Origin of the sequence: Kutzneria buriramensis, from assembly GCF_003387475.1 — a bacterium.
Classification (GTDB): Bacteria; Actinomycetota; Actinomycetes; order Mycobacteriales; family Pseudonocardiaceae; genus Kutzneria; species Kutzneria buriramensis.
In genome coordinates, this window is the sequence record NZ_QUNO01000008.1 from 352,584 (window position 1) to 379,583 (window position 27,000).

The 27,000-nt window shown below is 70.0% G+C and carries 22 protein-coding genes; 11 read left to right on the top strand and 11 right to left on the bottom strand.

All coding sequences use genetic code 11. The features are described 5' to 3' along the window. Window positions 1–116: 116 nt before the first annotated feature. Entirely contained in the window at window positions 117–1,250 is a 1,134-nt protein-coding gene (locus BCF44_RS25010) for a Glu/Leu/Phe/Val family dehydrogenase (protein WP_116176778.1), read from the top strand. A 309-nt stretch (window positions 1,251–1,559) separates the two neighbouring features. On the opposite strand, the gene BCF44_RS25020 is transcribed toward BCF44_RS25010, so the two are convergent. The 3 genes from BCF44_RS25020 to mdlC form a co-directional block, all read right to left on the bottom strand. Next, window positions 1,560–1,949, bottom strand: coding sequence for a hypothetical protein (locus BCF44_RS25020; RefSeq protein ID WP_116176779.1), 390 nt, complete (start codon window positions 1,947–1,949; stop codon window positions 1,560–1,562). An 87-nt stretch (window positions 1,950–2,036) separates the two neighbouring features. Next, window positions 2,037–3,371 carry a glycosyltransferase 87 family protein gene (locus tag BCF44_RS25025; protein ID WP_116176780.1) on the bottom strand — a complete coding sequence of 445 codons (1,335 nt, stop codon included), beginning with the start codon at window positions 3,369–3,371 and terminating at the stop codon, window positions 2,037–2,039. A gap of 80 nt (window positions 3,372–3,451) precedes the next feature. Next, on the bottom strand, window positions 3,452–5,032 hold the full coding sequence (mdlC, locus tag BCF44_RS25030; protein ID WP_116176781.1) for a benzoylformate decarboxylase: 1,581 nt from the start codon (window positions 5,030–5,032) through the stop codon (window positions 3,452–3,454). Between the two features lie 117 nt (window positions 5,033–5,149). On the opposite strand from mdlC, the gene BCF44_RS25035 reads away from it, so the two are divergent. The 8 genes from BCF44_RS25035 to BCF44_RS25070 all read left to right on the top strand — a co-directional run bounded on the left by BCF44_RS25035 (window position 5,150) and on the right by BCF44_RS25070 (window position 14,670). After that, window positions 5,150–7,426, top strand: a complete 2,277-nt coding sequence (locus tag BCF44_RS25035) for an MGDG synthase family glycosyltransferase (RefSeq protein ID WP_116176782.1) — start codon at window positions 5,150–5,152, stop codon at window positions 7,424–7,426. Further along, on the top strand, window positions 7,423–8,286 hold the full coding sequence (locus BCF44_RS25040) for a DMT family transporter (RefSeq protein ID WP_116176783.1): 864 nt from the start codon (window positions 7,423–7,425) through the stop codon (window positions 8,284–8,286). Before BCF44_RS25035 ends, BCF44_RS25040 begins: the two co-directional genes overlap by 4 nt. Then, window positions 8,274–8,978: an SDR family NAD(P)-dependent oxidoreductase gene (locus BCF44_RS25045; RefSeq protein ID WP_116176784.1), complete on the top strand. Its 705-nt coding sequence runs from the start codon at window positions 8,274–8,276 to the stop codon at window positions 8,976–8,978. Before BCF44_RS25040 ends, BCF44_RS25045 begins: the two co-directional genes overlap by 13 nt. Window positions 8,979–9,135: 157 nt before the next feature. Continuing rightward, the gene (locus BCF44_RS25050; RefSeq protein ID WP_116176785.1) at window positions 9,136–9,528 is read left to right on the top strand and encodes a hypothetical protein; all 393 of its coding nucleotides are present in this window, start codon (window positions 9,136–9,138) and stop codon (window positions 9,526–9,528) included. A gap of 32 nt (window positions 9,529–9,560) precedes the next feature. Continuing rightward, window positions 9,561–11,525, top strand: coding sequence for a polymorphic toxin-type HINT domain-containing protein (locus BCF44_RS25055; protein WP_116176786.1), 1,965 nt, complete (start codon window positions 9,561–9,563; stop codon window positions 11,523–11,525). Window positions 11,526–11,572: 47 nt separating this feature from the next. Next, complete coding sequence (locus BCF44_RS25060; protein ID WP_147328621.1) at window positions 11,573–11,998, top strand: hypothetical protein; 426 nt, start codon at window positions 11,573–11,575, stop codon at window positions 11,996–11,998. A gap of 356 nt (window positions 11,999–12,354) precedes the next feature. Then, window positions 12,355–13,665, top strand: coding sequence for an ATP-binding protein (locus BCF44_RS25065; protein WP_246015522.1), 1,311 nt, complete (start codon window positions 12,355–12,357; stop codon window positions 13,663–13,665). After that, window positions 13,666–14,670 (top strand): tetratricopeptide repeat protein, encoded by a 1,005-nt coding sequence (locus tag BCF44_RS25070; protein WP_116176788.1) that lies wholly within the window; start codon window positions 13,666–13,668, stop codon window positions 14,668–14,670. Here BCF44_RS25070 and hpnH read toward each other — a convergent pair. The 7 genes from hpnH to hpnC are packed head-to-tail and all read right to left on the bottom strand — an operon-like array spanning window position 14,636 to window position 22,107. Beyond that, a complete protein-coding gene (gene hpnH, locus BCF44_RS25075; protein ID WP_116176789.1) occupies window positions 14,636–15,646 on the bottom strand; it encodes an adenosyl-hopene transferase HpnH in 1,011 nt (336 codons plus the stop codon). The genes BCF44_RS25070 and hpnH overlap by 35 nt on opposite strands. Then, window positions 15,643–16,176 carry a nucleoside phosphorylase-I family protein gene (locus BCF44_RS25080; protein ID WP_116176790.1) on the bottom strand — a complete coding sequence of 178 codons (534 nt, stop codon included), beginning with the start codon at window positions 16,174–16,176 and terminating at the stop codon, window positions 15,643–15,645. The genes hpnH and BCF44_RS25080 overlap by 4 nt, the downstream gene beginning before the upstream one ends. Then, window positions 16,169–18,025: a squalene--hopene cyclase gene (shc, locus tag BCF44_RS25085; protein ID WP_116176791.1), complete on the bottom strand. Its 1,857-nt coding sequence runs from the start codon at window positions 18,023–18,025 to the stop codon at window positions 16,169–16,171. Before shc ends, BCF44_RS25080 begins: the two co-directional genes overlap by 8 nt. Beyond that, window positions 18,022–19,029 (bottom strand): polyprenyl synthetase family protein, encoded by a 1,008-nt coding sequence (locus BCF44_RS25090; protein WP_116176792.1) that lies wholly within the window; start codon window positions 19,027–19,029, stop codon window positions 18,022–18,024. The genes shc and BCF44_RS25090 overlap by 4 nt, the downstream gene beginning before the upstream one ends. Then, window positions 19,026–20,351 carry a hydroxysqualene dehydroxylase HpnE gene (gene hpnE / locus BCF44_RS25095; RefSeq protein ID WP_116176793.1) on the bottom strand — a complete coding sequence of 442 codons (1,326 nt, stop codon included), beginning with the start codon at window positions 20,349–20,351 and terminating at the stop codon, window positions 19,026–19,028. Before hpnE ends, BCF44_RS25090 begins: the two co-directional genes overlap by 4 nt. Continuing rightward, window positions 20,348–21,205 carry a presqualene diphosphate synthase HpnD gene (gene hpnD / locus BCF44_RS25100; protein WP_116176909.1) on the bottom strand — a complete coding sequence of 286 codons (858 nt, stop codon included), beginning with the start codon at window positions 21,203–21,205 and terminating at the stop codon, window positions 20,348–20,350. Before hpnD ends, hpnE begins: the two co-directional genes overlap by 4 nt. Before the next feature lie 11 nt (window positions 21,206–21,216). Further along, window positions 21,217–22,107, bottom strand: a complete 891-nt coding sequence (gene hpnC, locus BCF44_RS25105; protein WP_246015526.1) for a squalene synthase HpnC — start codon at window positions 22,105–22,107, stop codon at window positions 21,217–21,219. 278 nt (window positions 22,108–22,385) lie between these two features. Here hpnC and BCF44_RS25110 point away from each other — a divergent pair, with 278 nt between their 5' ends. Together BCF44_RS25110 and BCF44_RS25115 are read left to right on the top strand one after the other, a co-directional pair. Continuing rightward, window positions 22,386–23,540, top strand: a complete 1,155-nt coding sequence (locus BCF44_RS25110; RefSeq protein WP_116176795.1) for a serine hydrolase domain-containing protein — start codon at window positions 22,386–22,388, stop codon at window positions 23,538–23,540. 61 nt (window positions 23,541–23,601) lie between these two features. Beyond that, the gene (locus BCF44_RS25115) at window positions 23,602–24,954 is read left to right on the top strand and encodes an MFS transporter (RefSeq protein WP_116176796.1); all 1,353 of its coding nucleotides are present in this window, start codon (window positions 23,602–23,604) and stop codon (window positions 24,952–24,954) included. Here the strand turns inward: BCF44_RS25115 and BCF44_RS25120 are convergent. Continuing rightward, window positions 24,951–26,993 (bottom strand): NPCBM/NEW2 domain-containing protein, encoded by a 2,043-nt coding sequence (locus BCF44_RS25120; RefSeq protein ID WP_116176797.1) that lies wholly within the window; start codon window positions 26,991–26,993, stop codon window positions 24,951–24,953. The genes BCF44_RS25115 and BCF44_RS25120 overlap by 4 nt on opposite strands. Between the last annotated feature and the right edge of the window lie 7 nt (window positions 26,994–27,000).

The following is a 27,000-nucleotide window of genomic DNA, read 5'->3' on the forward strand; positions in this document are numbered from 1 at the left end:
ACCCACCGGTCGTCCGCCAACTCCGGGAGCCCACGGGCTGTTGGTGGCGAGGTGCAGCATTGCTGGTCCTTGGATCCCAGAGGCCTTTTCCTCCTGCATGTCGCTAGCGTGGGGCCATGTTCGAGCTGATGGACGAGTGGGGCCCGGAGAAGGTCGTCTGCGTGTCCGACACGCGGACCGGCATGCGCGGGGTGCTGGTGATCGACAACACCGCGCGGGGCATGGGCAAGGGCGGGACGCGGATGAGCGCCACGCTGACCGTCGGTGAGGTGGCGCGGCTGGCGCGGGTCATGACGTGGAAGTGGGCCGGCGTCGACCTGTTCTTCGGCGGGGCCAAGGCCGGCATCCGGTTCGACCCGTCGTCGCCGGACAAGGAGGCCGCGCTGCGGGCGTTCGTTCGGCTGCTGTCCAACGAGATCCCGTCCGAGTACGTCGTCGGCCTCGACATGGGACTGACGGAGCGGGACGCCGCCATCGTGCAGGACGAACTCCGGGACCGCGGCGCCGCCGTCGGCACCCCCGCCGAGCTGGGCGGGGTGCCGTACGACGAGCTCGGCGTCACCGGCTACGGCGTCGCCGAGGCCACCGACGCCGTGGTGCCGCTGTCCGGCAAGCGGGTCGCCATCCAGGGCTTCGGCGCCGTCGGCCGCGCCGCCGCTCGTCGCTACGCCGAGCTCGGCGCCACCGTCGTCGCCGTTTCCTCCGCTCTGGGCGCCGTGCACGATCCCGCCGGGTTGGACGTCGATCGCCTGCTGGCGGTGCCCGGTGACGCGGCCGTCGTGGAGTACTCCGGTGGTTCGCAGCTGGCCCTCGGCGCGGAGTTGCTGGTGCCCACCGACGTGCTGGTTCCGTGCGCGTTGCAGGACGTCATCGACGACTCCCTCGCCGGCCGGATCACCGCCTCGGTCGTCGTCGAGGGCGCCAACATGCCTACGTCCTCGGCGGCCCAGGAGGTGTTGGCCGCCCGGGGCATCACCGTGCTGCCCGACTTCATCGCCAACGCCGGCGGGGTCGTCGCCGCGGCCTTCGCCATGGACGCCCGACACTCCGCCTTCCGCCCCGACCCCGCCGCCATCTACGCCACCATCTCCAGCAAGCTCCGCGCCAACGCCACCACCGTCGTGGAGGTGGCCGCCAGCACCGATGTCACCACCCACGCCGCCGCCAGGTCCCTGGCCGAATCCCGCGTCCGCACCGCCATGGAGCTCCGCGGCCGGGTGTCTCACACTGCGACGCCCGCCCTCCCCTAATCGACCTGGTCAACCCCCACCCCGGCGAGTCGCGCTCACAGACAGAACGAATGTAGGTTTCAGGCAGAAATCGGGACCGACAGGGCCAAGGAGTCAGGCTGCTTCGACGGTGGTGGCGACGACGGTGCTCGGGCGGGGCATCGCTTCGCCCGATTCGCGCATGACCTGAAGGTGGCTGCGGATGGCTTCCCGCATTTCCTGCAAGGTCTCCTCGGGGGGTATCGCCCAGGGCCACACAGCCGGGCAGGTCGGGAGACCACGCGCCGTAACCACCGTCATCGGCGCGTTCGACGATGACCGCGTACGTGCTCACTGGTCGGCTCCGAGAAGCTCGAGGTCCGGCAGTGCGAACAGCAGCTGGTCGACTTCCTCCGGCGTGAACACGACCACCAGCTGCTGATCGTCGGGCAGCAGCAGGTAGAGCTCCATCGGCAGGCGCGCGGCGTGCGGGTTGACCCACCACTGGTGCGGGTGCACGCCGAGCAGCCAGTCGCCGTGCACGGCGTGCCGGCAGGGCACGCCGAGGCTGTCGCCCTCGCGGAGGGCCTCGCTCAGGTCGGCGAGGTGCTGGCCGCGCACGACGACGGTGAACGGCGGGATGTCGGCGAGGCGGATGGTGGCCATCCGCGCGCGCCGGTCGTGGCGGATGGTGGTGACGACGCGAGTGCCGTCGGGAAGCCGGCCGGGAACCGCGAACATGGTTGTGCCCCAAAGGGTTCGAATGCCATGGGCTATCCGAACCCTTCGCGGGCCAGCGCCTCGCGGCCCGTGTGCCGGGCTTGACCGCTACTTTACCGGCTGGGCACGCCGATCGAGGTTGTCGATCACCCCGTCGGCTGACGCCACGGCCTTCGACCGGCGCAGATGCACCAGCGTGAACACGGCCGTCACCAGGAAGCAGATGACGTACTCGTTGCGGGTGACGACGTCGCCGGCCCAGTCGATGGCCCAGATGCCGGTGGCGGCCCGCGCCCCCGGATCGTGCACGGGGAAGCCCACCGGCCACGCGAACGCGGTGATGAACACGTACGCGGTGAGCACCCACATGGACGCCTTGCGGGTGGTCAGGGCCCGGTGCAGCGCGAAGATGAACAGCGGCACGAACCACACCCAGTGGTGCGACCACGAGTACGGCGACACCGCGGTGGACAGCAGCCCGACGACGCTGACGGCGAGCAGCTCCTCGCCGCGGCGGTGGGCGACGACGGCGGCGGCGAAGCCGAGCACGCCGATGACCGCGGCCCCGACGACCCAGATGTTCTGGGTGGCTTCGGGCGGCGACACCAGCCGGGCGAGGAAGCCGCGCAGCGTCTGGTTGCCGGGGGACCACACGTCACCAACCCGGGAGACCTCGCCGAACTTGCCGCCGATCCAGTAGCTGTACGCGTCCTTCGGCTTGAGGACGAACCCCAGCGCGATGGTGCCCACGAAGCTGGCCATCGCCACGCCGGCGGCCTTGAACTGCCTGGTCAGCAGCAGGTACGGGATGAACACCAGCGGCGTCAGCTTGATGCCGGCGGCGATACCCACGCCGACACCGGTCCAGGACGACTTGCGGGTGCGCAGTAGGTCGCCGACGACGATCGCCAGCAGCAGCACGTTGATCTGGCCCAGGTACAGCGTGGTCCGCACCGGCTCGAACATCAGCGCCAGGGCGGTGCACAGCAGCACGACGCCCACCACCGCGCGGTCCCGCTTGAACCCCAGCCACCGCCAGCACCGCGCCACCGCGAACAGCAGCAGGAGCACGGTGATGATCGTGTACACGGTGGTGGTGATGGTGCCCAGCGGCAGCAGCGCCAGCGGCGCGAAGATGATCGCCGCGAACGGCGTGTACGTGAACATGAGGCTGGCCACCAGCGGGTGGTCGTACAGCGAGCGCCCGTCCAGCACGGTCAGCCCGCCGGCCCGGTACACCTCCAGGTCGACCTGGAACCACATGCCGACCGGCCAGATCAGGCTGCACACCACGAACCAGGCGATCACCGCGACGATCACCCACGGCGTCGCCCGGCGCAGCCACGCCGGCACCGCCAGCGTCGGCGCGTCCTCGGTCGACCTGGGCAGGAAGGAGTCAGCGACGCGGGCCCAGAACCCTCGCTTGGTCTGCACGTCCGACACTGCGCTCCTTCGTGAAAAATGCCCACGACCGGGCGCTTGACCAGCCAGTTCGGGGATACGATCCAAGGTAACACGGGCCGCTAATACAGTGGCGAGTACCCCGGATCGACCCGAACATGCAGGACAGCGGGCTCGGTGGACCGAACGGCGGCGGCCAGCGCCTCGTCCAGTTCCGACGGATGCTCCACCAGACGTGACCGGCACCCCATGCCCGCGGCCAGCGCGCAGAAGTCCAGCCCGCCCAGGTCGACGCCGGGCACCTTGGCCACGCCGGCGCTGTCGGCCATCGACCGCAGCGCCCCGTACTGGGTGTTGTCCAGCACGACGAACGTCACCGGCGCGTGCTCCTTGGCGGCGGTCCACAGCGCCTGGATGCCGTACATCGCCGAGCCGTCGCCGACGACCGCGATCACCGGCCGCTCCGGGGCGGCCAGCGACACGCCGACCGCGCCGGGCAGCCCGTAGCCGAGCACGCCGCTGGCGATGGTGAAGAACCCTCGGCCACGCGCCGTGATCGGCAGGTGTTCGCGCAGGTCGTTGCGGTGGCTCGGGACCTCCTCGACGATCACGCCGTCGGCCGGCAGTGCCCGCCGCACCGCGGCCAGCACGTACGCGCCGGTCATCGGCACCGTCGCCGCCGGGGCCGCCGCTTGCGGCCGAGGTGACGGTGCGGGCCGGGAAGCCGGCGCCACCAGGGCGTTCAGGGCGCGAATCGCCCGTCCGGGTGTCGACAACAGCCCGGCGCCGGCCGGCGCCCAGGACAGGGCTGTCGGGTCGTCGTGCACGAGGTGCAGCGGCGGCAGTTCCGGCCCGTCGGCAGGGGTTTCGACGTGGTAGACGAACGCGGGCGCGCCGATGACCAGCACGCGGTCGTAGGCCTGCAACGTCAGCCGCAGCTGCCGGTCGGCCGGCGGCAGGAAGCCCGCGAACAGCGGATGGTCCTCGGGGAAGGAACAGCGCGACGACATCGGCGACGCCCACACCGCCGCGTTGGTGCGCTCGGCCAGCGTGATGGCGTCCTCGACGGCGTCGTCCGCGTCCACCGACGCCCCGAACACGATCGCCGGCCGCTCGCTGGCGTCCAGGGCCGCCGCGAGCGCCGCGACGGCGTCCCGGTCGGGCGCGAAGCCGGTGACCTGCGGACGTGACGGAACGTCAACTCCGGGCTGGTCCCAGTCGTCCACCGGCACTGACACGAAAACGGGACCCTGTGGCGGCTGAGTGGCCATGTGCAGCGCTCGTGCCAGTGCCGCCGGCACGTCCGCCGCCCGCGCCGGCTGGGCGCTCCACTTCACGTACGGACGGGGGAACTCCGGCGCGTCGATCGCACCCAGGAACGGTTCCCCGTTGAGCAGCGACCGCGCCTGCTGGCCGGCGATCACCAGCAGCGGCGTGCGGTTGCGGAACGCCGTCACCAGGCTGCCCAGGCCGTGGCCGACACCGCCGGACGAGTGCAGGTTGACCACGGCCGGCCGGCCGCTGAACTGGGCGTACCCGTCGGCCATCGCGACCACCGACGATTCGTGCAGCCCCAGCACGTAGCGGAAGTCGTCCGGCCAGTCCGCCAGGAACGGCAGCTCGGTGGAACCGGGGTTGCCGAACACCGTTGTGCAGCCCCAACTCCGCAGCAGATCCCGCGTCACATCCCGGACAGACCCCATGGGCGGCAGTGTAATCACGGTCGGTCACCAGATGGTCACCCGGTAGCGTGACCGGAGATCGACATCATCCGATAAGTCGTGTGGCGCGGCGGGCCCGGGTGAGTCAAGCTGATCACTGTGCTGGACTCGGCGACGCCACGACGGATCCTGATTCTGTCCGCCGACATGGGTGAGGGCCACAACGCCACCGGCCGTGCGCTCCGCGCGGCCGCCGGCCGGCTGTGGCCCGACGCGACGACACACTGGCTGGACACGCTCGACGTGATGGGCCGGGGCGTGGGGCCGGCGTTCCGCCGGATCTACGTCACCAACGTGGAGCGAACCCCCTGGCTGTACGAGTTCTTCTACGACTCGGTGTGGCGCCACCGGTGGTTCGCGAAGGCGTCCAAGCGGTTCGTCGGCGAATGGGCCGGCCGGCGGCTGGCCACCCAGATCGACCGGATCCAGCCGGACCTGGTCCTGTCCACCTACCCGCTCGGCACCGCCGGCCTGGACTGGCTGCGCCGGCACCGCGGGCTGGAGGCGCCGATCGGCGCGTGGGTGTCGGACTTCGCGCCGCACCCGTTCTGGGTGTACCAGGGCATCGACCTCAACCTGGTGATGCACGAGGTCGCCGTGCCGGTGGCGGCGCGCAGCGCGCCCGGCGCGACGGTGGCGATCTCCGCGCCGACCGCCGACGAGGTCTTCCAACCGGGTGATCGCGCGGCCGCGCGCGTCGAGTTGGAGCTGCCCCAGGACAAGTTCGTCTCGCTGGTGGCCTGCGGGTCGCTGGGTTTCGGCCGGTCCGAGGACACCGTCAAGGAGCTGCTGGTCGGCAACCCGGACGGCGTGGTCGTGGTGGTCTGCGGGCGCAACGAGCGGTTGCGGGCCCGGATCGGGGCCGCGATCGGCGACGATTCGCGGGTTCGGGTGCTCGGGTGGACCGACCAGATGTCGACGCTCATGGTGGCCGCGGACGTGGTGGTCACCAATGCCGGCGGCGCCACCTCGCTGGAAGCCCTCGCGGTCGGTCGGCCGGTGCTGATGCACCGGCCGATCGCGGCTCACGGGCGGGCCAACGCGCGGCTCATGGCCGACGCCGGCATCGCCGTGGTGTGCGAACGGGACGGCGAGCTGGCGGCGGCCGTCCGCGACCAGCCGCGGCTGGCCGCGATGGAGCGGCTGGCGCTGAAGCAGGCCGCCGAGCGGCTGGTCGAGGATGGCCTGGTCGCGCTGAACTCGACGCGTCCCGAGCGGCTCGGGCGGGTGCTGTCCGCCGAGGACTCGCTGTTCGTGCACATCACGACGCCACAGGTGCCGCAGCATGTCGGCTCTGTGCTGGAGATGTCCGGTGACGTCACCGTCGCCGACGTCGCCGGCATGCTGGACGCCATGCACGGCGTGCGCGGGCACGTCGATCCAGGGTCGTGGCTGCGGCGGCCGCGGTGGGAACAGGACGAGTCCGTGGACACCAAGGCGCTGGTGTCCGAAGTGGACATTCCGTTGCGGGACGCCGTGGACACCTTCTACGCCGAGCCGCTGCCGGTCGGCGCGACCGCGGTGGCGTTGATCGTGCGCGGGGAGACGCCGGCGGTGCTGTTCAAGCTGCACCACGCCCTCGGTGACGGCGTTGCCGTGCTCCGGGGGCTGTTGGCCGGCACCGACGGCAAGGGGCGGGCGTGGACCAGTCCCGCCGGGCATCAGGTCAGCCACAAGCTGCCTCGGTTGCGGCTCAAGGGTTTGCTCGCGCTGGCGCGTGCCGGTTCCGTGCCGCGTGGCCGCAAGTTCGGGTCGACTCGTCGGCATGGCTTGGTCAAGCTGCCCGGCGCCGAGGTTCGCGCCACCGCCCGTGCTCTCGGCGCGACGCCGACGGAGTTGCTGCTGGCGATGTTTGCCCTTGCGTATCAAGGGGATCAGCTGCGGGTGATGGTGCCGTGGTCGCTGCGTGGCACCGACACCCTGCGCGCCGCCGGCAACTGGACCGGGGCGGTGTCCGTCGACCTGCCCGTTCGGGAGACGGATCCGTTGCGGTGCCTGGAGCTTGTGCGTGAGGCGGTGAGGGATGGCGTCGAGTCCGGCGCGCCCGAGGCGGCGAATTTCGTCGTGCGGCTGATCGGGTTGCTGCCGGCGCCCGCGCACCGGCTGTTGGCGCGGCTGGTGTACCAGTCGCGGTGGTTCGGTGCCATCGCGTCCGTGATTCCGGGGCCGCGGTGGAAGGTCACGTTGGGCGGCGAGGTGATCGAGGCCGCGTACGCGGTCCTCCCACTCGCCGAGGGCGTCCCCATCGCGTGGGGCGCGTTGACCTGGGGACGACATGTGACCGTCTGCGTGACCAGCGGCGGCGCGGCCGACGGGCCGGCGCTCGCTTCGCGGATGGACGACGCGTTGCGGGAGTTCTCGGGCAGGACGCCATGAACCTGTTGGTCGCCGTCCCCGCCGCCGTCGGGGGTGCCGCCTTCTTCGGCCTCACCAGCGCGTTGCAGCACCGGGCGACGCAGCAGGTGCGGCAGCGGGACGCGTTGCAGCCGGGGCTGCTCGTCGACCTCGCGCAGCAGCGGGTGTGGCTGTTGTCCTTGGTGGCCAACGCTTTCGGCGTCATATTGCAGTGGGTCGCCCTCACCACCGGGCCGCTGGTGTTAGTGCAACCCCTGCTCGTCACCGGTCTGCTGTTCGGGGTGCTGTTCTCCGGTTCCTTCGACCGGGTCGTGTTGCTCGGCGCCGGGCTGTGCGTCGCCGGCCTCGCCGCGTTTCTCCTGGTCGCCCAGCCGACCGGCGACAGCCAGGAGATGACCCTCGGCGCGGTGCTGCCGCTCGCCATCGGCCTGGCCGCTATTCTGGCGATCTGCCTTGCCGTGGCGGCACATCGTCCCGGCAACACCCGGGCGCTGGCGCTGGCCGTGGCCGCCGGCGTGCTCTACGGCGTCAGCGCCGGGCTGGCCAAGCTCGCCGCCGAGGAGCTGTCGCAGGGCATCCTCGTCATGCTCACCCACTGGCCGATCTACGCCGTCGCCGTGTGTGGTCCCGTCGGATTCCTGTTGAGCCAGAACGCCTTTCAGGCGGAACGGGCATTGGCGCCCGCCCTCGCCGTGATCACCATCCTCGACCCGCTCGTCGGCATCGGCATCGGCATCATGTGGCTCGGCGAGGCATTGCGCAGCGGGCCGGGCCCCATCGTCGGGCAGGTCCTCGCGCTGGCCGCCCTGTCCGGCGGCGTCTTCGTGCTGAGTCGGCGGGCCCCGCAGGCCGCCGCCAAGGAGGCCGAATGTCAGCGGTGACCGGGATGCGTGCCCTTGTCACCGGCGCTTCGTCCGGGATCGGCGCCGCCACCGCCGACGTCCTCGCCGCCAAGGGCGCCACCGTGCTCCGTACGAGTCGCACCATCACCGGGCCCTCGTCGTTCGCCTGTGATCTTGTCGATGGCGTCGAGCCCCTCGTGTCCTGGGCCGGCGACGTCGACCTCCTCGTGTGCAACGCCGGTCTCGGCTACGCCGGCCCTTTCGCCGCCATGCCCGCCGCCAAGATCACCGAGCTCGTGGGTCTGAACCTGGTGTCCCAGCTGGAGTTGGTGCGCGCCGTCCTCCCCGGCATGATCGCCCGCGACCGTGGGCACGTCGTGCTCGTCTCGTCCATCGCCGGCGCCATGGGCGTGGCCGACGAGGCCGTCTACTCCGCCACCAAGGCCGCCCTCAAGGCTTTCGCCGACGCCCTCCGCCTCGAATCCCGCCCCATCGGCGTCACCGTCGTCCATCCCGGCGTGATCGACACCCCGTTCTTCGAGCGCCGGGGCGCCCCGTACACCCGCCGCCGCCCACGCCCCATCCCTCCCGTCGCCGTCGCCGAGGCCCTCGTCGCCGCCGTCGAACACAACCGTGCCGAGATCTTCGTCCCCTCCTGGCTCCGCTTCCCCGCCCGTCTCAACGGCGCCTTCCCCGCTATGGTCCGCACCCTCCAGCGCCGCTTCGGCTGATCGCCGTAAATGTCCGTATCGTTGGCAGGATTGCGCTGTTCGGTCGCTTCCGCCGACGGGTCACGCTCCTGCAGCCTCTGCTGGAGCTTTGCGCGCTCGCGCAAGGGGGGAAATCCGTGAGACGGAGTGGATGGTGTCTGCGCGCGTGCGTCGATCGATGGGGACGAACACCCTGCTGAACCGGCTGCTGCTCCGGAAGGCCAGGCCGGAGCGCGACCTCGAGGACTTCCGCAACGGCGTCGGGTTCACGGTTTCGGCGCTGCTCCAGCGAATCGAGGACATCGGCGGGCGGGGCGCGGTGGCCGGCGGACGGCTGATCCTGACGCAGGGGGAGCCGGTCACCTGGCGTGGTCCCGGCGGGCCGATGCAGCTGACCGGCCCGTTCGAGCTGCACGAGACCGGCGGCAGGGTGCCCGTCTTCGGCCACTTCGCCAAGTGCCTGCTGTCCACCGGCCAGGGCGACTTCGAACTCAGCGTGCCGAGGCTGGACCTCGACCTGGTGCGCCTGGCGCTCGCCACCGGTCCCGCCGAGCCCGTCCGGCCGCAGTAGGCGGCCGCGTCCCAGCCCGATTCCTCGGCGCAATGCCGGCAGGTGATGCGCATTGCCCGTACGTCAACGACGCCGGCGGGCACCGCCTGATCACTCGGGACTCGACCGGCACCACCCTGTCGATCGGTGACCTGGAGCTGCACCTGGCCCCCGGAAGCCGCTTCCCGACCGGTATCCGTACCTACACCTTCAACGGCCAGAAGGTCGCCGAGCGTGGCTCGGTGACCGGGCTCAGTTGGTGCCTCGCCGATCACCAGGGCACCACTTACGCCTCCGTGAATGCTGGTGACCTTGCTGTCACCCAGCGTCGTCAGGATCCGTTCGGTGACGCCCGCGGTGTCGTCGGCACGTGGCCCGACCGTCACGGCTTCGTGAACGGCGTCCAGGACACCAGCGGCCTGACCCAGCTCGGCGCTCGTGGCTACGACTCCACCACCGGCCGCTTCACCCAGGCCGACCCCTTGCTGGATACCGGCGATCCGCAGGCGATGAACGGCTATTCGTACGCCAAGAACACGCCGATCTCCGGGTCCGACCCGAGCGGTCTGGCGACGACGGGGAGGGCAGGGTGCACCGACGACGGCAGCTCCTGCGAGACCTACAACAACGCGACGGGCACGTATCACGACACGTGGAACCAGGGCGCGTACGACGCGTCGCACGGGCAGAAGGGTGCTGGCGGAAACCAACCGACCACCACGCCGACACAAAACGTCGCCCCGCAGCCCGAGCGCTCCGAGTGCAGTTGGTACGACGTCGGCTGCCAGATCGAAAAGCAAATGACGGTCTTCATCGCGGTGGTCACTGTGGTGGCCGTCGCGGCGACCGTCGCCTGCGCCATCGCGACCGCAGGCACCTGCCTTGTCTTTGTCGCCGCAGGTGCGACCGAGGGTGCGCTGTGGGGCGGTACCGGCATGCTGATCGGAGCCGCCGTCGCTGCTGGTGGTGAACTGATCGGCGCAGCAGCAGCCGCTGGTGCCGCCGGCCTTGCCGCAGCCGACATAGCTGAGGAAGCCGCCGGCGATGCCAGTTCCCTCGAAGGCGCCGGCGCCGCTGCCGGCGAGGACAGCGGCGGAGGCGGCGGCTCCTCCGCCTCCGAACCCGAGCCCGCCCCCGAAGCCGCTCCCGAAGCCGCTCCCGAGCAGAGTCCGGCCAAGTCCGATGGCTGCAACAGCTTCGCCGCCGGCACCGCCGTTCTCATGGCCGACGGTTCCACCAAGCCGATCCAGGACGTCCGCGTCGGTGACCGGATCACCAACAAGGACCCCGACACCGGCAAGGTGCAGACCCACGCCGTCATGGCCACGCACGTCACCGACGGCGACAGCGACTTCGTCGACCTGACCGTCCAGACGTCGTCGGGCACGAGCACCATCACGGTGACCGCCTACCACCTGTTCTGGGATGCGACCACGCACTCGTGGACTTCGGCGGGTGACCTCCGCATCGGCGACCAGCTCGACACGCAGGACGGTGGACGCGCGGCGGTTGAGGCTAGCCACCGCTATAACGGATCCATACGGACCTACAACTTGACAGTTGATCAGGTCCACACGTATCGGATTATGACCGGTACGGAGGCTCTGCTCGTTCACAACTGCCCCGAGACTTCCGGTACTGCGCTGGTTCACCTGGAACCGGGGCACGCGTCCATTCAAATCTCGGGCAACGTCGAGGGAGAACCCTTCAATATTCACTCGGAACTTGTGGGTACGAACATTGCGAAGGTTCGTCCGTTCTCGGGCACTCTGCACCCGGACACCATGACGTTCCGAATGGAGCTGAAGGACCCTGAAATGGCGCGTGACTTCGTCAAAATTCAGCTGAGGAAGCCGAACGTCGGCCGCTACGATCTTGAGACGAACAGTTGTGTCGCCTACGTGTGCAGTGTGCTTCGGGCCGGCGGCTACAGCGATGCTCCTTACACGACGAGCGAGGGTATGACGTGGCTGTGGAATATCAACAAGGGGGTATTCGAGACCGGGTACGGTGGCTGAGCGTGGGTGTGTTTCGAGTGGAGTTTCGGTGATCTAGGATGGCTGCCATGCGAGACTTCTTCGACCCGGATGGTCCTCCGGTGTGGCACGGACCGAGCGAGCTGGCGGGGCCGACGAAGGTTCTTGTCGTCAATCTCGCGGTGTCGGTGCTTTCCAACGACATCGTCGGTAACGACATCACCGAAGCTGTCGGTCTTTACTTGGCCGCATACGCGCGTTTCAACGTGTGGTACGGAAATGGGGCCGGCGGCGGCAAGGGTCCTGCGGAGCTCTCCGCGATCCGTGCCTGGAGTGGTGAGCTTTCCAAGTCGATATACGATGCGTGGAAGAATTATGAACGGGCGTTCGGTGCGGCTCGGCATGAGGATGTTGAGGTGTACTATGTTCGGCTGCTGGCTGCCGTCAAGTCGGTCGTTGGCGAGTACTGTGGGATTATGGGAGAATCCATAGCTGACTTTGGAGATCTCTCGTGATCTGATTCGGTTGAACCGTGACGACTGATGGCCCTAGAGCTGTGAGCGTGTGGCCGACAGTTGAGATTGTCGGCCACACGGTCATGCCGGCACTTCTTTGCCGTCGACCGGGCGGTCCTGATCACTTCTCGCTTGAGATTTCCCGCAGTCCGAAGCGTGCTCGGAGTAGCGCGAAGATTGCTGTTCGTGACGCACCCGACGAAATGGGGCGTTCGGGTGTTGCGCCGTGATCGGGGGAAACCCTTGCGGTGATCGGCGGGATAGACTGGCGGGAACCTGGTGTAGGGGAGGGCCCGTTGTCGGAGACGCCGTTGATCCGGAGCTTGCGTGCGGCGGTTGAGGCGGTGCCGGGGGACGTGACGTTACGCCTGCATCTGGCGGAGCAGCTGCTGGTGGTGGGGGACCGCGACGGGGCGGCGGAGCAGGCGGCGACGGCGCTGGGGTACGAGCCGACGTCGGGGCCGGCCAGGGATGTGCTGAACCGGGCATTGGGCACGCCGGGGGAGTCGCGGCAGGTCGAAGCGCTGAGGCCGGAGACGGTGGCCGGGCCGGTGGGGCCCGAGTCCGCGGCAAAGGTGGACTCGGAGCGGGTGGCGGAGCCGGCGCAGCCGGAGTCTGAGTCGAGGGTGGAGCCGACACGCGGGGAGTCCGAGCCGAAGGCGGAACCCGACTCGGACCTGGCTGGGGATCCCGAGCCGAAGGCGGGACCGGAGCGGGTGGGGGACCCCGAGCCGAAGGCTGAGCCGGAGCCGGTGTTCGACTGGGCCGCCGCGGAGGAGGAACTGGGGTTCCTCGACGTCGAAGAGGGCCGGATCACGTTGAAGGACGTGGGTGGCTTGAAGGCGGTGAAGGAGCGGCTGGAAGCGGCGTTTCTGGCGCCGATGAGGAATCCGGAACTGCGGAGGCTGTACAAGAAGGACACACGGGGCGGGCTGATGCTGTATGGGCCGCCGGGGTGTGGGAAGACGTTCATCGCGAAGGCGGTGGCGGGGGAATTGGGGGCGAAGTTCGTCTCGGTGACGTTGTCGGACGTCCTGGACATGTACATCGGGCAGTCGGAACGGAACCTGCACGCGATGTTCGAGACGGCCCGCCGCAACGCGCCTTGTGTGCTGTTCCTGGACGAGGTGGACGCGCTGGGGCAGAAGCGGAGCCAGCTGCGGTCGTCGGCGATGCGGGGCACGGTGAACCAGTTGCTGGTGGAGCTGGACGACGTCCACAACAGCAACGACGGGGTGTTCGTGCTGGCGGCGACGAACCACCCGTGGGACGTGGACACGGCGCTGCGCCGGCCGGGGCGGTTCGACCGGACGCTCCTGGTGCTGCCGCCGGACGGGGAGGCGCGGGAAGCGATCCTCAGGTACCACCTGAGGGATCGACACGCGGACGGGATCGACGTCGCGAAGCTGGCGAAGCGGACGGAAGGGTATTCGGGGGCGGATCTGGCGCACGCCTGCGACGCGGCGGCGGAGCGGGCGCTGCTGGATTCGGTACGAAGTGGACAGACCCGGATGATTGGCATGGGGGACCTGGAATCGGCTCTGCGGGACGTAAAACCCTCAACCGGGCCCTGGTTCGCCGCCGCGCGTAACGTGGCGATGTTCGCGAACGAAGGCGGAGTGTACGACGAACTCCTCGCGTACCTGAAGAAGCACCGGCTGGCCTGAATGGACACCATCGCCCGCGCCCGGACGCTGATCGATCTGGGCCGTCACGACCAGGCCAAGGCCGAGCTGGCGAAGGCCCTGGCGGACGATCCGGCCTCGACGGAGGCCTGGTGCCTGCTGGCCCAGTGCGAACAGAAGACGGGCGACATCAAGGCGATGCTGCACGCGTCGACCCAGGCGCTGGCGTCCAATCCGGACAGTGAGTGGGGTCACCGGCTGCAAGCGCTTGCGCAGCACAAGCTGGGCTGGCACGCGGACGCGGTCCGGACGGCGCGAGAAGCGGTGCGGCTGGCGCCGAACCAGTGGCAGCAGTACGTGGTCCTGGTGACGGCGATGATGCCGCTGAAGCAGTTCCACGGCGAGGCGGCGCTGGCGGCGGACCGGGCGGTGGAGCTGGCCCCGTTGCAGTCGGAGACGCACCTGACCAGGGGCGTCCTGCTGGGCTCGATGGGCAACCTGGTGGCGGCGGAGCGCAACTACCGCGAGGCGCTGCGGCTCGACCCGGAGAACGCGGCGGCCCGCAACAACCTGGCGACGATCGAGCTGCGCGGCAACAAGCTGGAGGCGGCGACGGCGGGGTTCGCGGCCGCCCTGGCGGAGAACCCGCGGCTCCAGGTGGCCCGGGACAACATCGACCTGGTGTGCCGGCGGGTCCTGCGCAGCACCCGGCTGGCGGCGCAGATGGTGTTCGTCGGCGTCGCCCTCGTGGCGATCACCTACGAGGGCGGCCGGACGTTCCCGGAGGTGGTCGCCGGCCTGCTGGTGCTGATGTGGCTGGTGATGGTGGGCCGCCTGCTCGGCCGGCTGGCCAAGCCGGTGCGCGCCCACCTGTACAGCATCCTGCGCAACGACCGCCGCTTCCTGCCGACCACGCTGGCCACGGTGGTCTTCATCGGCGCGGCGCTGGCCGCCGCCTGGATGCCGATACTCCTACTGGGTATCGGCATCGCGGCGACCTTCGCCTACTTCGTCAGCGACCGACTGCGGCGCGGATCGACTGCTTGAGCGACCCCATGGTGGCCAACACGGCGGTGGGCTCGTAGCCGCAGTGCGCCATGCAGTTGGCGCAGCGCGGGTCCTTGCCCCGGCCGTAGGCGTCCCAGTCGGTCTCCTCGATGAGCTCCTTGTACGTCTTGGCGTACCCGTCGGACATCAGGTAGCACGGCTTCTGCCAGCCCAGCAGCGAGTAGGACGGGATGCCCCACGCGGTGCAGGAGAAGTCGATCTTGCCTTCCAGGAAGTCCAGGAACAGCGGGGAGTGGTTGAGGCGCCAGCGCCGGCGCCGGCCGTCGGCGAACGCCTTGCGGAACAGCTCCCGGGTCTCCTGCACGCCCAGGAAGTGCTCCTGGTCGGGCGCCTTGTCGTAGGCGTACGCCGGCGAGATCATCATCTCGCTGACCTGGAGGTCGTCGTTGAGGTAGTCGAGCACCTCGATGACGCTCTGCGGCGTGTCGGTGTTGAAGAACGTGGTGTTGGTGGTGACCCGGAACCCGCGCTTCTTGAGCTCCTTGACCGCCTCCACCGCCTCGTCGAACACGCCGTCCTTGGCCACCGACTGGTCGTGGCGCTCCTTGAGCCCGTCGATGTGCACGGCGAACGCGAAGTACTTGGACGGCTTGAAGTCGAACTTGTCGATGCGCTTGCGCAGCAGCACGGCGTTGGTGCACAGGAACACGTACTTCTTGCGCCGGACCAGCTCGTTGACGATCTCGTCGATCTGCGGGTGCATCAGCGGCTCGCCGCCGGCGATGGAGACCATCGGCGCGCCGCACTCCTCGATGGCGTTGATCGCCCGCTCCACCGGCATGCGCTGGCGCAGCAGGTCGTGCGGCTGCTGGATCTTGCCGCAGCCCGCGCACTTGAGGTTGCAGGCGAACAGCGGCTCCAGCTCCACGATGAGCGGGAACTTCTCGCGCCGGCGCAGCTTCTGCCCGAGCAGGTAGCCGGCGATCCGCAGGCTCTGGTGCAACGGCATGTTCACTGTCGTACCTCTTTCACTTTCGACTCCGCCCAGTGCCGCAGCACCGGGCCGATAGCGGCGAGGCGGCGCAGCGCCGCGATGCCGCCGCCGAGGGTTGCCGGGCGCAGCAAAGCCCGGGACGGCGTGTCGACGATCGCCCGCACGACGGCGTGCGGGCGGTCGCCGGCCAGAGCGAGCAGACCGGCGGACTCCATGTCCACGGCCAGCGCGCCGGTGCGGGCCAGTTCGGCCCGCTCGGCCGATCCGACGACGTGGTCGCTGTCGGCGATCACCCCGTGGTGCACGGTGAAACCGTTGCCGCGCAGCGATAACGCCAGATCACGGTCGTCGACCACCAGATCGCCTGGCTCCAGCCCGGCCACGACCGCGCCGGCCACGCCGGCGACGACCAGGGCCGCGCCCGGCGGCACCGACAACCGGGACGGGTGCCGGATGCCCATCCCGACGGCGATCACCGGCACGTCGGGCAGCCCGCGCCGCAGCGCGAACCGCTCGATCCGCAGCGCGGTGGCGACGACGAGATCAGCCATCGAGATACCGACCCAGCGCCGTGAGCGGGAAGACCAGCCGGTACAGGTGGTAGTTGATGTAGAAGTCGCCGGGGAAGCCGGTGCCGGTGAACTGCGGCTCGTCCCACGTGCCGTCGTCGCGCTGGGTGGCGACTAGCCAGCGGATGCCCCGCTCGGTCACGGCCCCGCGCTCGCCGGCGGCCAGCAGCGCGAGCAGCGCCCACGCCGTCTGCGACGCCGTCGAGTCACCTCGGCCGACCCACGACTTGTCCCGATAGGACCGGAGGTCCTCGCCCCAGCCGCCGTCGGCGTTCTGGTGCCGCTCCAACCACTTCACGGAGCGCCGGATCGCGGGATGCACGGTCGGCAGCCCGGCGGCGATCAGCGCCGGAACCACGGCCCCGGTGCCGTAGATGTGGTTCGCGCCCCAGCGGCCGAACCACGAGCCGTCGGCCTCCTGGTTGTCCAGCAGCCACTTGATGCCCCGGCGCGCCGGCTGCAAGGCGGAAAGACCCTCGTGGGCCAGCATCTCCACCACGTGCGCGGTGACGTCCGCGGACGGCGGGTCGATCACGGCCCCGAAGTCGCAGAACGGCAGCTTCTCGGCCAGCCGGCGGGTGTTGTCGGCGTCGAACGCGGCCCAGCCGCCGTCCCGGGACTGCATGCCGATGGTCCACTCGACGGCCCGCCGCACCGCCGGCTCGTCGGCCGGCAGCATCCGCCGCAGCGCCAGCACGATCTCGGCGGTGTCGTCGACGTCCGGGTAGTTGTCGTTCTCGAACTCGAACGCCCAGCCGCCGGGCGGCAGCGACGGCCGCCGCACGGCCCAGTCGCCGCGCACGGTGACTTCCTCGTCCAGCAGCCAGTTTCCCGCGCCCTTGAGCACCGGGTCGTCGGGCGGCATGCCGGCGTCCAGCAGCGCGGTGACGGCCAGCGCCGTGTCCCACACCGGCGACTGGCACGCCTCCAGCCGACGGATTCCGTCCTCCTTGATGGTGAACGATTCCAGGCCGGCAAGGGCCTTGCGCAGCACCGGATGATCCAGCGGATAACCGCGGAGGTGCAGCGCTAGAATGGAATAGACCCATGGCGGCTGAATGCCGCCCCAGCCGCCGTCGGCCTCCTGGCGCTCCAGGATCCACTTCATGGCCTTGCGAATGGAGTATTCGCGCAGCGGTTTGATCGGCAGTCTGGCGTGCAGGTGCAGCACTTTGTCCAGGCGCTGGAAGAAACCGGCCCAACTCAGCGCCGGTTCGAACGGCTCGTCCGGCCGGCCGGTCTTCAGCTCCGACACCGAGACGCCCAGGGGCCGCTGCGGACGCATCGACCCGACGATGGTCAGCGGCACCACCGTCTGCCGGGCCCAACAGCCCCAGTCGTAGATGTTGAGCGGGAACCACTTCGGCAGCAGGATCATCTCCGGCGGCAGCACCGGCAGCCGGTCCCACGACCATTCCCCGAACAGCGCCAGCCAGATCCGGGTGAACACCCGAGTCTTCTCGATGCCGCCGTTGTCCAGGATGAACTGCCGGGCCCGCACCATGTGGTCGGCGTCGGGGGAGTCGCCGGCCACCTTCAACGCGGTGTAGGCCTCGACGGTCGTGGACAGCTCGCCCGGGCCGCCGTAGAACGTGGCCCAGGTGCCGTCCTCGCGCTGCTGGGACCGGATCCAGGCGGCGGTCTCCGCCGTGCCGACCGGCTCCCGGATGCCGAGGAACTGCCGCATGAGCAGGTCCTCGGCGTCCATCGTGACGTTGGTTTCCAGCTCGCCCTTCCACCAGCCGTCGCTGTCCTGCAACGACACCAGGTGGTCGATGGCCTTCTGCCTTGCCAGGGCAATTACGTCGTCGCTCACCGATGGCGCCTTCATTGATCCCTGTTGGCCACGAAGTGCGTGATCTGCCACAGAGCCTCCCGAACATCAGAAGGAGCGCCGACGGCGTCGAGACATTCGCCGGCGGCGCGCACCTGCCGGTCGGCCTCGGCCTCGGCCCAGGCCAGGCCGCCGGCCTGCTCGATCAGCCGCGCGAACTCGGGCAGCTCCTCGTCGGCGGGCGTGCCGTCGACCAGGTACCGCTCCGCGAGCTCGTCGCCGGCCGCGGTGCCGGACGTCAGCGCGGCGACGACCGGCAGGGACTTCTTGCGCACCTTCAGATCCGCCAGCACCGCCTTGCCGGTCACCTCCGGCGCGCCCCAGATCCCGAGCAGGTCGTCCACCAGCTGGAACGCCAGCCCGAGGTGCATGCCGAAGCGCGCCAACAGCTCCACGCGCTCCGCCGGGGCACCGGCCAGGATGGCGCCGATGGACGCGGCGCACCGCATCAGGGCGCTGGTCTTGCCGTTGGCCATCTCGATGCACTCGTGCAGCGACACGTCCCGGCGGCGCTCGAACTCCAGGTCGGCGCTCTGCCCGGCGATCAGGTCCTGCACCGCCAGCGTCACGCTGTCGATGGCGGCCGGCGACCCGGTCGGTTGCAGGACCTCCACGGCCAGCGTCAGCAGCGCGTCGCCGGCCAGGATCGCCGCCGGCACGCCGAACAGCTTCCACGCGGTGGGACGGTGCCGGCGCTCGATATCGCCGTCCATCACGTCGTCGTGCAGCAGCGAGAAGTCGTGCACGAACTGCACCGCGACAGCGCCGGGCACGCCCTGTTCGGCGGTACCGCCCGCGGCCTGCGCCGACAGCAGCGCCAGCGCGGGGCGCAATGCCTTGCCACCGCTGCTCTTCGTGGGATTGCCGGCCGGGTCGAGCCAGCCGAGGTGGTAGCTCACCACGTGCCGGACGGACGGGTTGAGGGTGTCGACCGCGAGCCGCATCGCCGGCTGCACCAGGTCGGCGGCGGTGGTCACCGGGCGTGGCAGCGTCGAGGTCATCGGGCCACCTCGCTCACCGGGGCGGGGAGTTGCTCCATCAACAACCTGACCGCGTTCTGTCCGCTGCGCACGGCGCCCTCCATTGTGTCTGGCCACCCCGTCGCGGTCCACGCACCGGCCAGCACCAGACCGGGCGTGCCGGTCCGCTGGTGCGCGCGCCTGCGGCCGCTGCCCGGCTGCTGCCGGAACGTGGCCGTCCGCTCCTTGGTGACGAAAAAATCGGTGGGAACCTGCCCGGCGGCGCCGGGCAGCACCCGGCTGATCTCCGGCAGGAAGAGCTCCCGCAGCTCCTGCACCGGCTGGTCGATCCAGTCCGCGGCGGCGGAGACCGACACGGCCAGGTACTGGCCCTGCGTCACCCCCGACACCTCGGTCCGGTCGAACACCCACTGCACCGGCGAGCCGACCACCGCGACGAACGGCAGGTCGGTCACGCGCCGCGGGAAGACCACGTGCACGTTGAAGATGGGCGAGTGGCCGAGGTCCTCGGTGACGACGTCGGGCAGCAGCTTGGCGGCGGCGTCGGCCGGCGCGGCCACCACCACCGCGTCCGCGGGCACCGTCTCGTCGGCGGTCACCACCTCGAACCCGTTGCCGTCACGGCGAATCTCCTTGACCGCCGCGCGCAGCCGCACCTGTGTGCCGCGTGCACGCAGGTACTCCATGGCGGGATCGCCGTGCAGCCGGGACAGCGGCACGGCCGGCACGCCGATGTCGCAGTTCTCGCTGCGGTCCAGCAGGCCCGTGCGGAACACCTTGGCCGCCAACGCCAGCGACGCCTCGTCGGCGTCGCAGTTCAGCGCCGCGACCGTGATCAGGTTCCACAGTGCGGCGATGGTGGCGTCGTTCTGGCCGTGCACGCGCAACCAGTCACCCAGGCTCTGCTCGTCCAACCGGGGATCGGCCGGGTCGAGCCGCCGCATGGCCGGCACCGCCCGCGCGGCGCGCAGCCGGTCCGCCGGCGACAGCAGCTTGTACGTGGCCAGCGAGCCCAGCAGGTGCAGGGGGGCCGGCAAAGCCGTGCGGGACAAGGAACCCAGCGTGCCGTCGGCGCCCTGCACCGGGATGCGCATCCGGCGCTGCATGTCGATGTGGTGAGCAACGCCGAGTCTGCGCAGGAAATCGAGGTAAGCGGTGTAGCACCGCAGCAGCACGTGCTGCCCGTTGTCGACGACGAGATCGCCGCGGGTGAAGGAGAAGGTGACGCCGCCCAGGCGCGGGCGGGCCTCCAGCAGGGTGACGTCCAGGCCGCGGTCGGCCAGTTCGCAGGCGGCGGTGAGGCCGGCCAAGCCGCCGCCCACGACAACCACCCGCGCGGTCACGGCCGCGACCCGGCCAGGGAACGCGCCGCCACCAGGACCTTCTCCCAGTCCGGCAACGATGTCCGGGAACTTCGCACCAGCCACGGGCGGGTCATCATGCGGGCCAGCAGCCGGTGGTAGATGCCGGCCATCGCGGCGCAGCAGGCCCGGCTGCGGCCGTCCAGCCGCGGCAGCAGGCGCAGGCCGATCGTGTACCACTCCTCGGCCCGCGCGCCCTGGTAGGCCAGCAGCGCCGACAACGCGTCCTCGTCGTCGACGAGGTTGCCGTCGGCGTCGAGGTCGAGGGTGCAGCCGAACCGGCGCAGATCCTCGGCGGGCAGGTAGATCCGGCCGTTGCGGCGGTCCTCCAGCACGTCCCGCAGGATGTTGGTGAGCTGCAGCGCCACGCCCAGCGCGTCGGCCAACTCGGAGTCGCGGGCCTGATCGGGGCTGCCGAACACGGCCAGCGACAACCGTCCGATCGAGCCGGCCACGCAGCGGCAGTAGTGCCGAAGGTCCTCGAAGCTCTCGTACGCGGTGCCGAGCACGTCGGCCTGGCAGCCGTCGATCAGCTCGTCGAAGGCGCCCAGCGGCAGGCCGAACCGCAGCGTCGCGTCGCCCAGGGCGACGGCGACCGGATCGTCCTTGTGGTCGGCGAGATTGTGCAACCTTTCACGAACTTCGTTGAGGCCGGCGAGGCGTTCGGTGGCCGGCGCGTCGCCGTCGCCGATGTCGTCGACGAGGCGGGCGAAGGCGTAGACGGCGGACAGCGCGCGGCGCTTGAGCGGCGGCAGCAGCCTGATCCCGTAGGAGAAGTTCTTGGCCTGCTCGCCCGTGATGCGTTCGCAGTGGTCGTAGGCGGCCTCGATGGACAGCGCGACGGTGGTCACCGGCCACCGCCGAGGGATCGCACGAGTTCGGCGATCGTGCGGAATTTACATGGCCGTGGCGTGGTTGTCAGCACGTCGAAACGTGCGTTGACGATCGCGGCGGCGGTCGCCCGGCCGCCGGCGACGTAGCCGGCGACGGCCAGCCGCGCCAGCCCGGACAGCGTGCCGACGATGGCGGCGCCGGAGTCCAGCAGCCGCAGCGTGCGCTGGGTCTCGAACGAGATCAGGGCTCGCACCTCCCGATTCGCCTTGCTGGCGGCCAGATCCTCTTCCTTGACGCCGAACCGCTCGAGGTCCTCGGCGGGCAGGTAGATGCGGCCGTTCCGGTAGTCCTCGCCGACGTCCTGGAGGTGCTCCAGCACTTGCAGCGCTGAGCACACCTTGTCGGACAGGGCCTCGCGTTCCGGTGACATCGCGTCGAACACGTGCAGCACGAGATGCCCGATGGTGTTGGCCGACAGCTCGCAGTAACCGAGCAGGTCGTCGAATGTGCGGTAGCGCTTCACCTCTTGGTCGCGGCGGTTGGCCTGCACCAATCGGTCCAACGGGGTGCGCGGGATGCCGCACTCGTGCACGGTGACGGTCAGCTCCGCCCACAGCGGGTCGGTCGCGACGTAGCCGGCGTAGATCCGGTCGATGTCGCGTTCGACCTTGTCCAGCAGGGCGTTCCGGTCGCCGGGGGCCTCGTCGCCGATGTCGTCGACCAGGCGCGCGAAGGCGTAGACGGACAGCAGCCGGCGCCGGACGCGCGGCGGCAGCAGGAGGGATGCGACCGTGAAGTTCTCGCCGCCCGCCTTCTTGTGCAGCGCCGCGACGTCGGGGCCGGCAGGGGTGGGCGGTGGCGGCAGGGGTGTAGTCCAACTCGGCCGGGCAGGCGTGTCGACCACGGGGTCCTCCGGTGGTGCTTGCGGAGTAGCAGTGTCGAGCGCCGGTCGTGGTGCGCCGAGATCCGGTGCCCCGGTGGGCCCGCCGACGGCCGGTGTCCCCATACGGTGATCCACTGCGCGGATCTTCGCAACCTGAATCAACACCATGAGACCTTTTCGGGCCATCGATCACGCCGACGGCCGTGTGAGCCCCGCCACCCCTTGAGCCCAGACCAACCGGTCGGTATGTTGTTGTGCCATCAACAGCCCCAGCCGATAGAACCAGGGATGTGGTTGATATGGCAGCCCTCGACGTGGACGGCACCTGCGACCCCGCCTTCGCCCCGGTACGGGACGTGCTGGCCGCGCAGTTCGCCGACGGTTCCCAGCTCGGAGCGGCAATTTCGGTGCGTGTGGGAGACCGGGTGGTGATCGATCTCTGGGGTGGCCACCGCGACCCGGAAAGATCGAGACCCTGGTTGGCCGACACCGTCGTGAACGTCTGGTCCACCACCAAAGGCGTGGTCGCGCTGGCGTTTCACGTGCTGGTGGACCGGGGACTGCTCGACCCGGATGCCCCTGTCCGCAAGTACTGGCCGGAGTTCACTTCTGACGGGCTGGTCCGACACGTGTTGTCGCACCGTGCCGGGCTGGCCGCGTTCCGTGAACCGACCACGGCCGAGGAGTTGGCCGACTGGAACTTGATGATCACTCGGCTGGCGGACACCCGGCCGTGGTGGGAGCCCGGGACCGTGTCCGGCTACCACGCGCTCACCTACGGTTTCCTTGTCGGCGAACTGATCCGGCGGGTCACCGGAACGTCGGTGCGGGATTTCGTCCACCGTGAGCTGGCCGATCGGGCAGGGGCCGACTTCCGGATCGGACTGTCCCCGGCGGACGACGACCGGGTGGCCACCCTCGTGCAGCCGCCGCCCCCGGACCCGGCGGCGTTCCAGGCCATGTTCGCCCAGCTCAATCCCGTGGCACTGGCCGTGCTGACAAATCCGGTAGTGGGCCCGGACCAGGGCAACGCCGAGTTCTGGCGGGCGGCGGAGATCCCGGCGGCCAACGGCCATGCGACCGCCCGTGGGGTGGAGACGTTGTACGGGGCGTACGCGCACGGTGGTGTCGCCGGCGGACAACGGCTGCTCAGCGCCGCGCAGGCGGAGCACGCCCGGGAGGGGCAGGGTGCCTGCGTCGACCTGGTGATCGGCGACGCCGGGCTCGGCGGCCGGGAGTCGGAGATCGCGCTGGGCGTGTGGTTGTCCGGCGAGGACGGCCACTACGGACCGAATCCGCGCGCCGTCGGCCATGACGGCTTCGGCGGCTCGTTCGGGCTGGCCGATCCGGAGGCCGACCTGTCCATCGGCTACGTGATGAACCTGATGGGCAACGTGATCGCCGACGACCCCCGCAAGATGGCGCTCATCGCCGCGGTGTACTCCTGCCTGTAGGGGAATTCGGGCTGTGGAAAACCGGTCGCTCTGCGTTCGCATCGGCTGACATGCTCACCGGATGTTCGCCGATCTGTTGCGTCACCGCGACTTCCGCTGGCTCACGGCCGGCCGCTCGGTCAGCCTGATCGGCAACGCCATGGCGCCGTTCGCCGTGGCGTTCGCCGTGCTGGACCTGACCGGGTCGCCGGCCGACATCGGCGTGGTGGTGGCGGCGCGGTCGGTGGCGAACGTGGCCGTGCTGCTGGCCGGCGGGGTGCTGGCCGACCGGCTGCCGCGAGCACTGGTGTTGCAGGGTTCCAGTCTCGGCGCGGGAATATTCCAGGCGCTGATGGCGTTCGCGGTGCTGACGGGATGGGCGTCCGTGCCGCTGTTGATCGCGCTCAGCGTGGCCAACGGCGCGCTGGCGGCCGTCTTCCGCCCGGCGTCCAGCGCGCTGACACCGCAGACGGTGCCGGCGGATTCGTTGCGTGCGGCCAACACCGTCACTCGGATGACGCAGAACTTCGCGATGATCCTCGGCGGTTCGGTCGGCGCCGGCCTGGTCGCCGTGATCGGTCCCGGTTGGTGCATCGCCGTGGACGCCTTGAGCTTCGTGGTGGCGGCGCTGTGCTTCACGCGGCTGCGGGTGCCCGATCCCGTGCGCGAGCCGTCGCACGCGCTGGCCGATCTGCGCGAGGGGTGGACGGAGTTCACCGGCCGCACCTGGGTGTGGGTGATCGTGGTGCAGTTCCTGTTCATCAACGCGATCAACGCCGGCGGGTTGATGGTGCTCGGGCCGGCGATCGCCGACGCCACGTTCGGGCGGACCGGATGGGGCCTGGCGCTCGCGGCGGAGACCGTCGGGGCGGTGGCCGGCGGGCTGCTCGCGGCGAGGTGGATGCCGCGGCGGGCGTTGGCGTACGGGGTGACGCTGGTGTTCGCGGAGGCGGTGCCGCTGGTGGTGCTGGCCGTCGCGCCGGGGACGGTGGCGATGGTGCTGGCGTTGACGCTGACCGGTTTCACCATGGAGCAGGCCGGCATCGCGTGGGACGTCTCGTTGCAGGAGCGCGTGCCGGCGGACCGGCTGGCTCGGGTGTACGCGTACGACGCCGTCGGCTCGTTCGTGGCGATCCCGCTGGGCACGGCCGTGGCCGCGCCGGCGGCGGCGTTGTTCGGAACCCGGCCGACCCTGCTCGTCGGTGCGACCATCACCGTCCTGGCCACCGCCGGCGCCCTGACGAGCCGCTCGGTAAGGACCGTCACCACCGGCGGGCCAAACCCCCGCGAGTCGCGCTCTGGGACACACCGAATGCAGGTTTCGGGCAGATCTGAGATTCAGGGCTCGTTTCTGCCCGAAACCGCATTTCGGTGTGTCTGTAAGCGCGACTCGCGGGGGTTGGTGGTGGGTGTTTCTCGCGGGGGTTGGGGTTAGGCGCAGGTGGTTTGGGCTTGGGCCCAGTCGGCGTGGTCGTTGGTGTTGCCGTCGCCGCCGTCGGTGACGATCAGGCGGAGCAGGCTGGCGCCGGTGACGTCGGCGTGCAGGGTCTGCGCGGGATCGCCTCGTTTGATCAGACCGGTGTCGGCCACCTTCCTACCGTCGGCCCAGATCTCGAAGGTGACGGAGCCGGAGCCGGTCTTCTCGTCGTCGAGACCGACGGTGCTGTCGACGGTGGAGCAGTGGCCGGCCAGGTAGTAGGTGATGGTGCTGGGGGCGTTGGTGCCGAGGCCCTTGGCGTAGGTGACGCCGCCGAGCTTGATGGGATGCCCGTCGCCGGCCTTGGACTCGCCGTTGCTGGTGTTGCGTTCCACCGGCCCGTAGCCGTTGTCGGCCGACAGCCACGGATCGTCCCCGAGCAGGGTGGTGCCGGAAGCCAGCGGCGTGGCCACGGAGACGACCAGGTCGTAGTCCACGGTGGACTTACCGGGGTAGTAGACGGTGCTGACGTGCAACGGATAGCTGCCGGGTGGCGTGCCGGCGGGGACGGAGACGGACCATCGGCCGGAAATCCCCTGCCCCGGGGGAAGCAGCGGATAGTGCGTGGGCGACAAGGCCTGCACGCCCCAGCCGTCCGGACCGGTGACCTTGACCTCGCCGAACAGGCCCGGCAGCACGCCGTCGTTGGTGGTGTCGGTCGTGACGGTGGCCGAAGTGCCGGGCGTGACCAGCGACGGCGCGCCGGGGTAGGGGACCGGCAGCGAGGCGTTGGTGTGCACGGCCGGCGGGTACGCCCACCACGAACCGCCCGCGTGCACGCGATACATCACGGTGCCGTGCGCCGGAACCACCGCGGAGATCGTGCCGGCGGTCTCGGTGGTCTTGTGCGACCACAGGTCGTCCAGCTGGTACCCGAACGCCTTCGGCAGGCCGACGGCCGCGGCGGTGGTGCTGATCGCGGCCGCGGTGGCGTTCTCGTTGAACAGGGCCACCGCGCGGTCGCCGTTGGACAGCGGCTTGGTCAGCACGTGCAGACCGTTCGCATTGGACAGTTCAGTTCCCTGAACTCCCAACGGATCCTGGTCGATAGCGATGACGTCCTTGTTCGTCAGGATGCTCATCGTCGCCGGCGTCGCCTTGCGGATGTCGCTGCCGATCAGCAGCGGCGCGGCCATGATCGACCAGAGGCTGAAGTGGCTGCGGTACTCCGTGTCGGTCATGCCGCCGTTGCCGACCTCCAGCATGTCCGGGTCGTTCCAGTGTCCCGGCCCGGCGTACGGCGCCAGCACCACGTTCTTCTTGAAGATGGACAGCATCGAGCTGTACTTGTCGCTGATGTCGCCGGTGGTGCGCCACGAGTTGCCGACCGGCGCGCCCCACATCCAGGGGTTGTTGACGCCCCATTCGCACAGGCTGTACAGGATCGGGCGGCCGGTCGCGGCGAGCGCGTCGCGCATCGCGCTGTACCGGTCGATGTACTGCTGGGTGGTGGTGCTGCCGGCGTTGTTGCAGTTGTCGTACTTGAGGTAGTCCACGCCCCACGACGCCCACAGCGCGGCGTCCTGCTTCTCGTGCCCGAGGCCGCCGGGGAAACCGGCGGAGTTGCAGGTTTTGGTGCCGGCGCTGGAATACAGCCCGAACTTTAGGCCCTTCGAGTGCACGTAGTCAGCGAGAGCCTTGATGCCGTCGGGAAAACGCGCCGGATCGGGCACCAGGTCGCCGTCGGCGTCCCGCGTGGGCAGCGCCCAGCAGTCGTCGAGGTTGACGTACTGGTAGCCGGCGGCCTTCAGCCCGGACGAGACGAACAGGTCGGCGATGCCCTTGACCATGGTCTCGTTGAAGTCGCCGCTGCAGTGCGTGGCGTTCCAGTTGTTGAACCCCATCTGCGGGGTGCGCGCCAGACCGTTGTCCAGCGCCACCGCGGTCGGGGCGGTGACCAGGGTCGCGCCGGCCAACAGGGTGGCCGCCGCTGCACCGATCGCCGCCAGCCGTAACCGAGTCCGCCGTAACGACGCCAGCCGAAACAGCCCAGTCATCGGACCT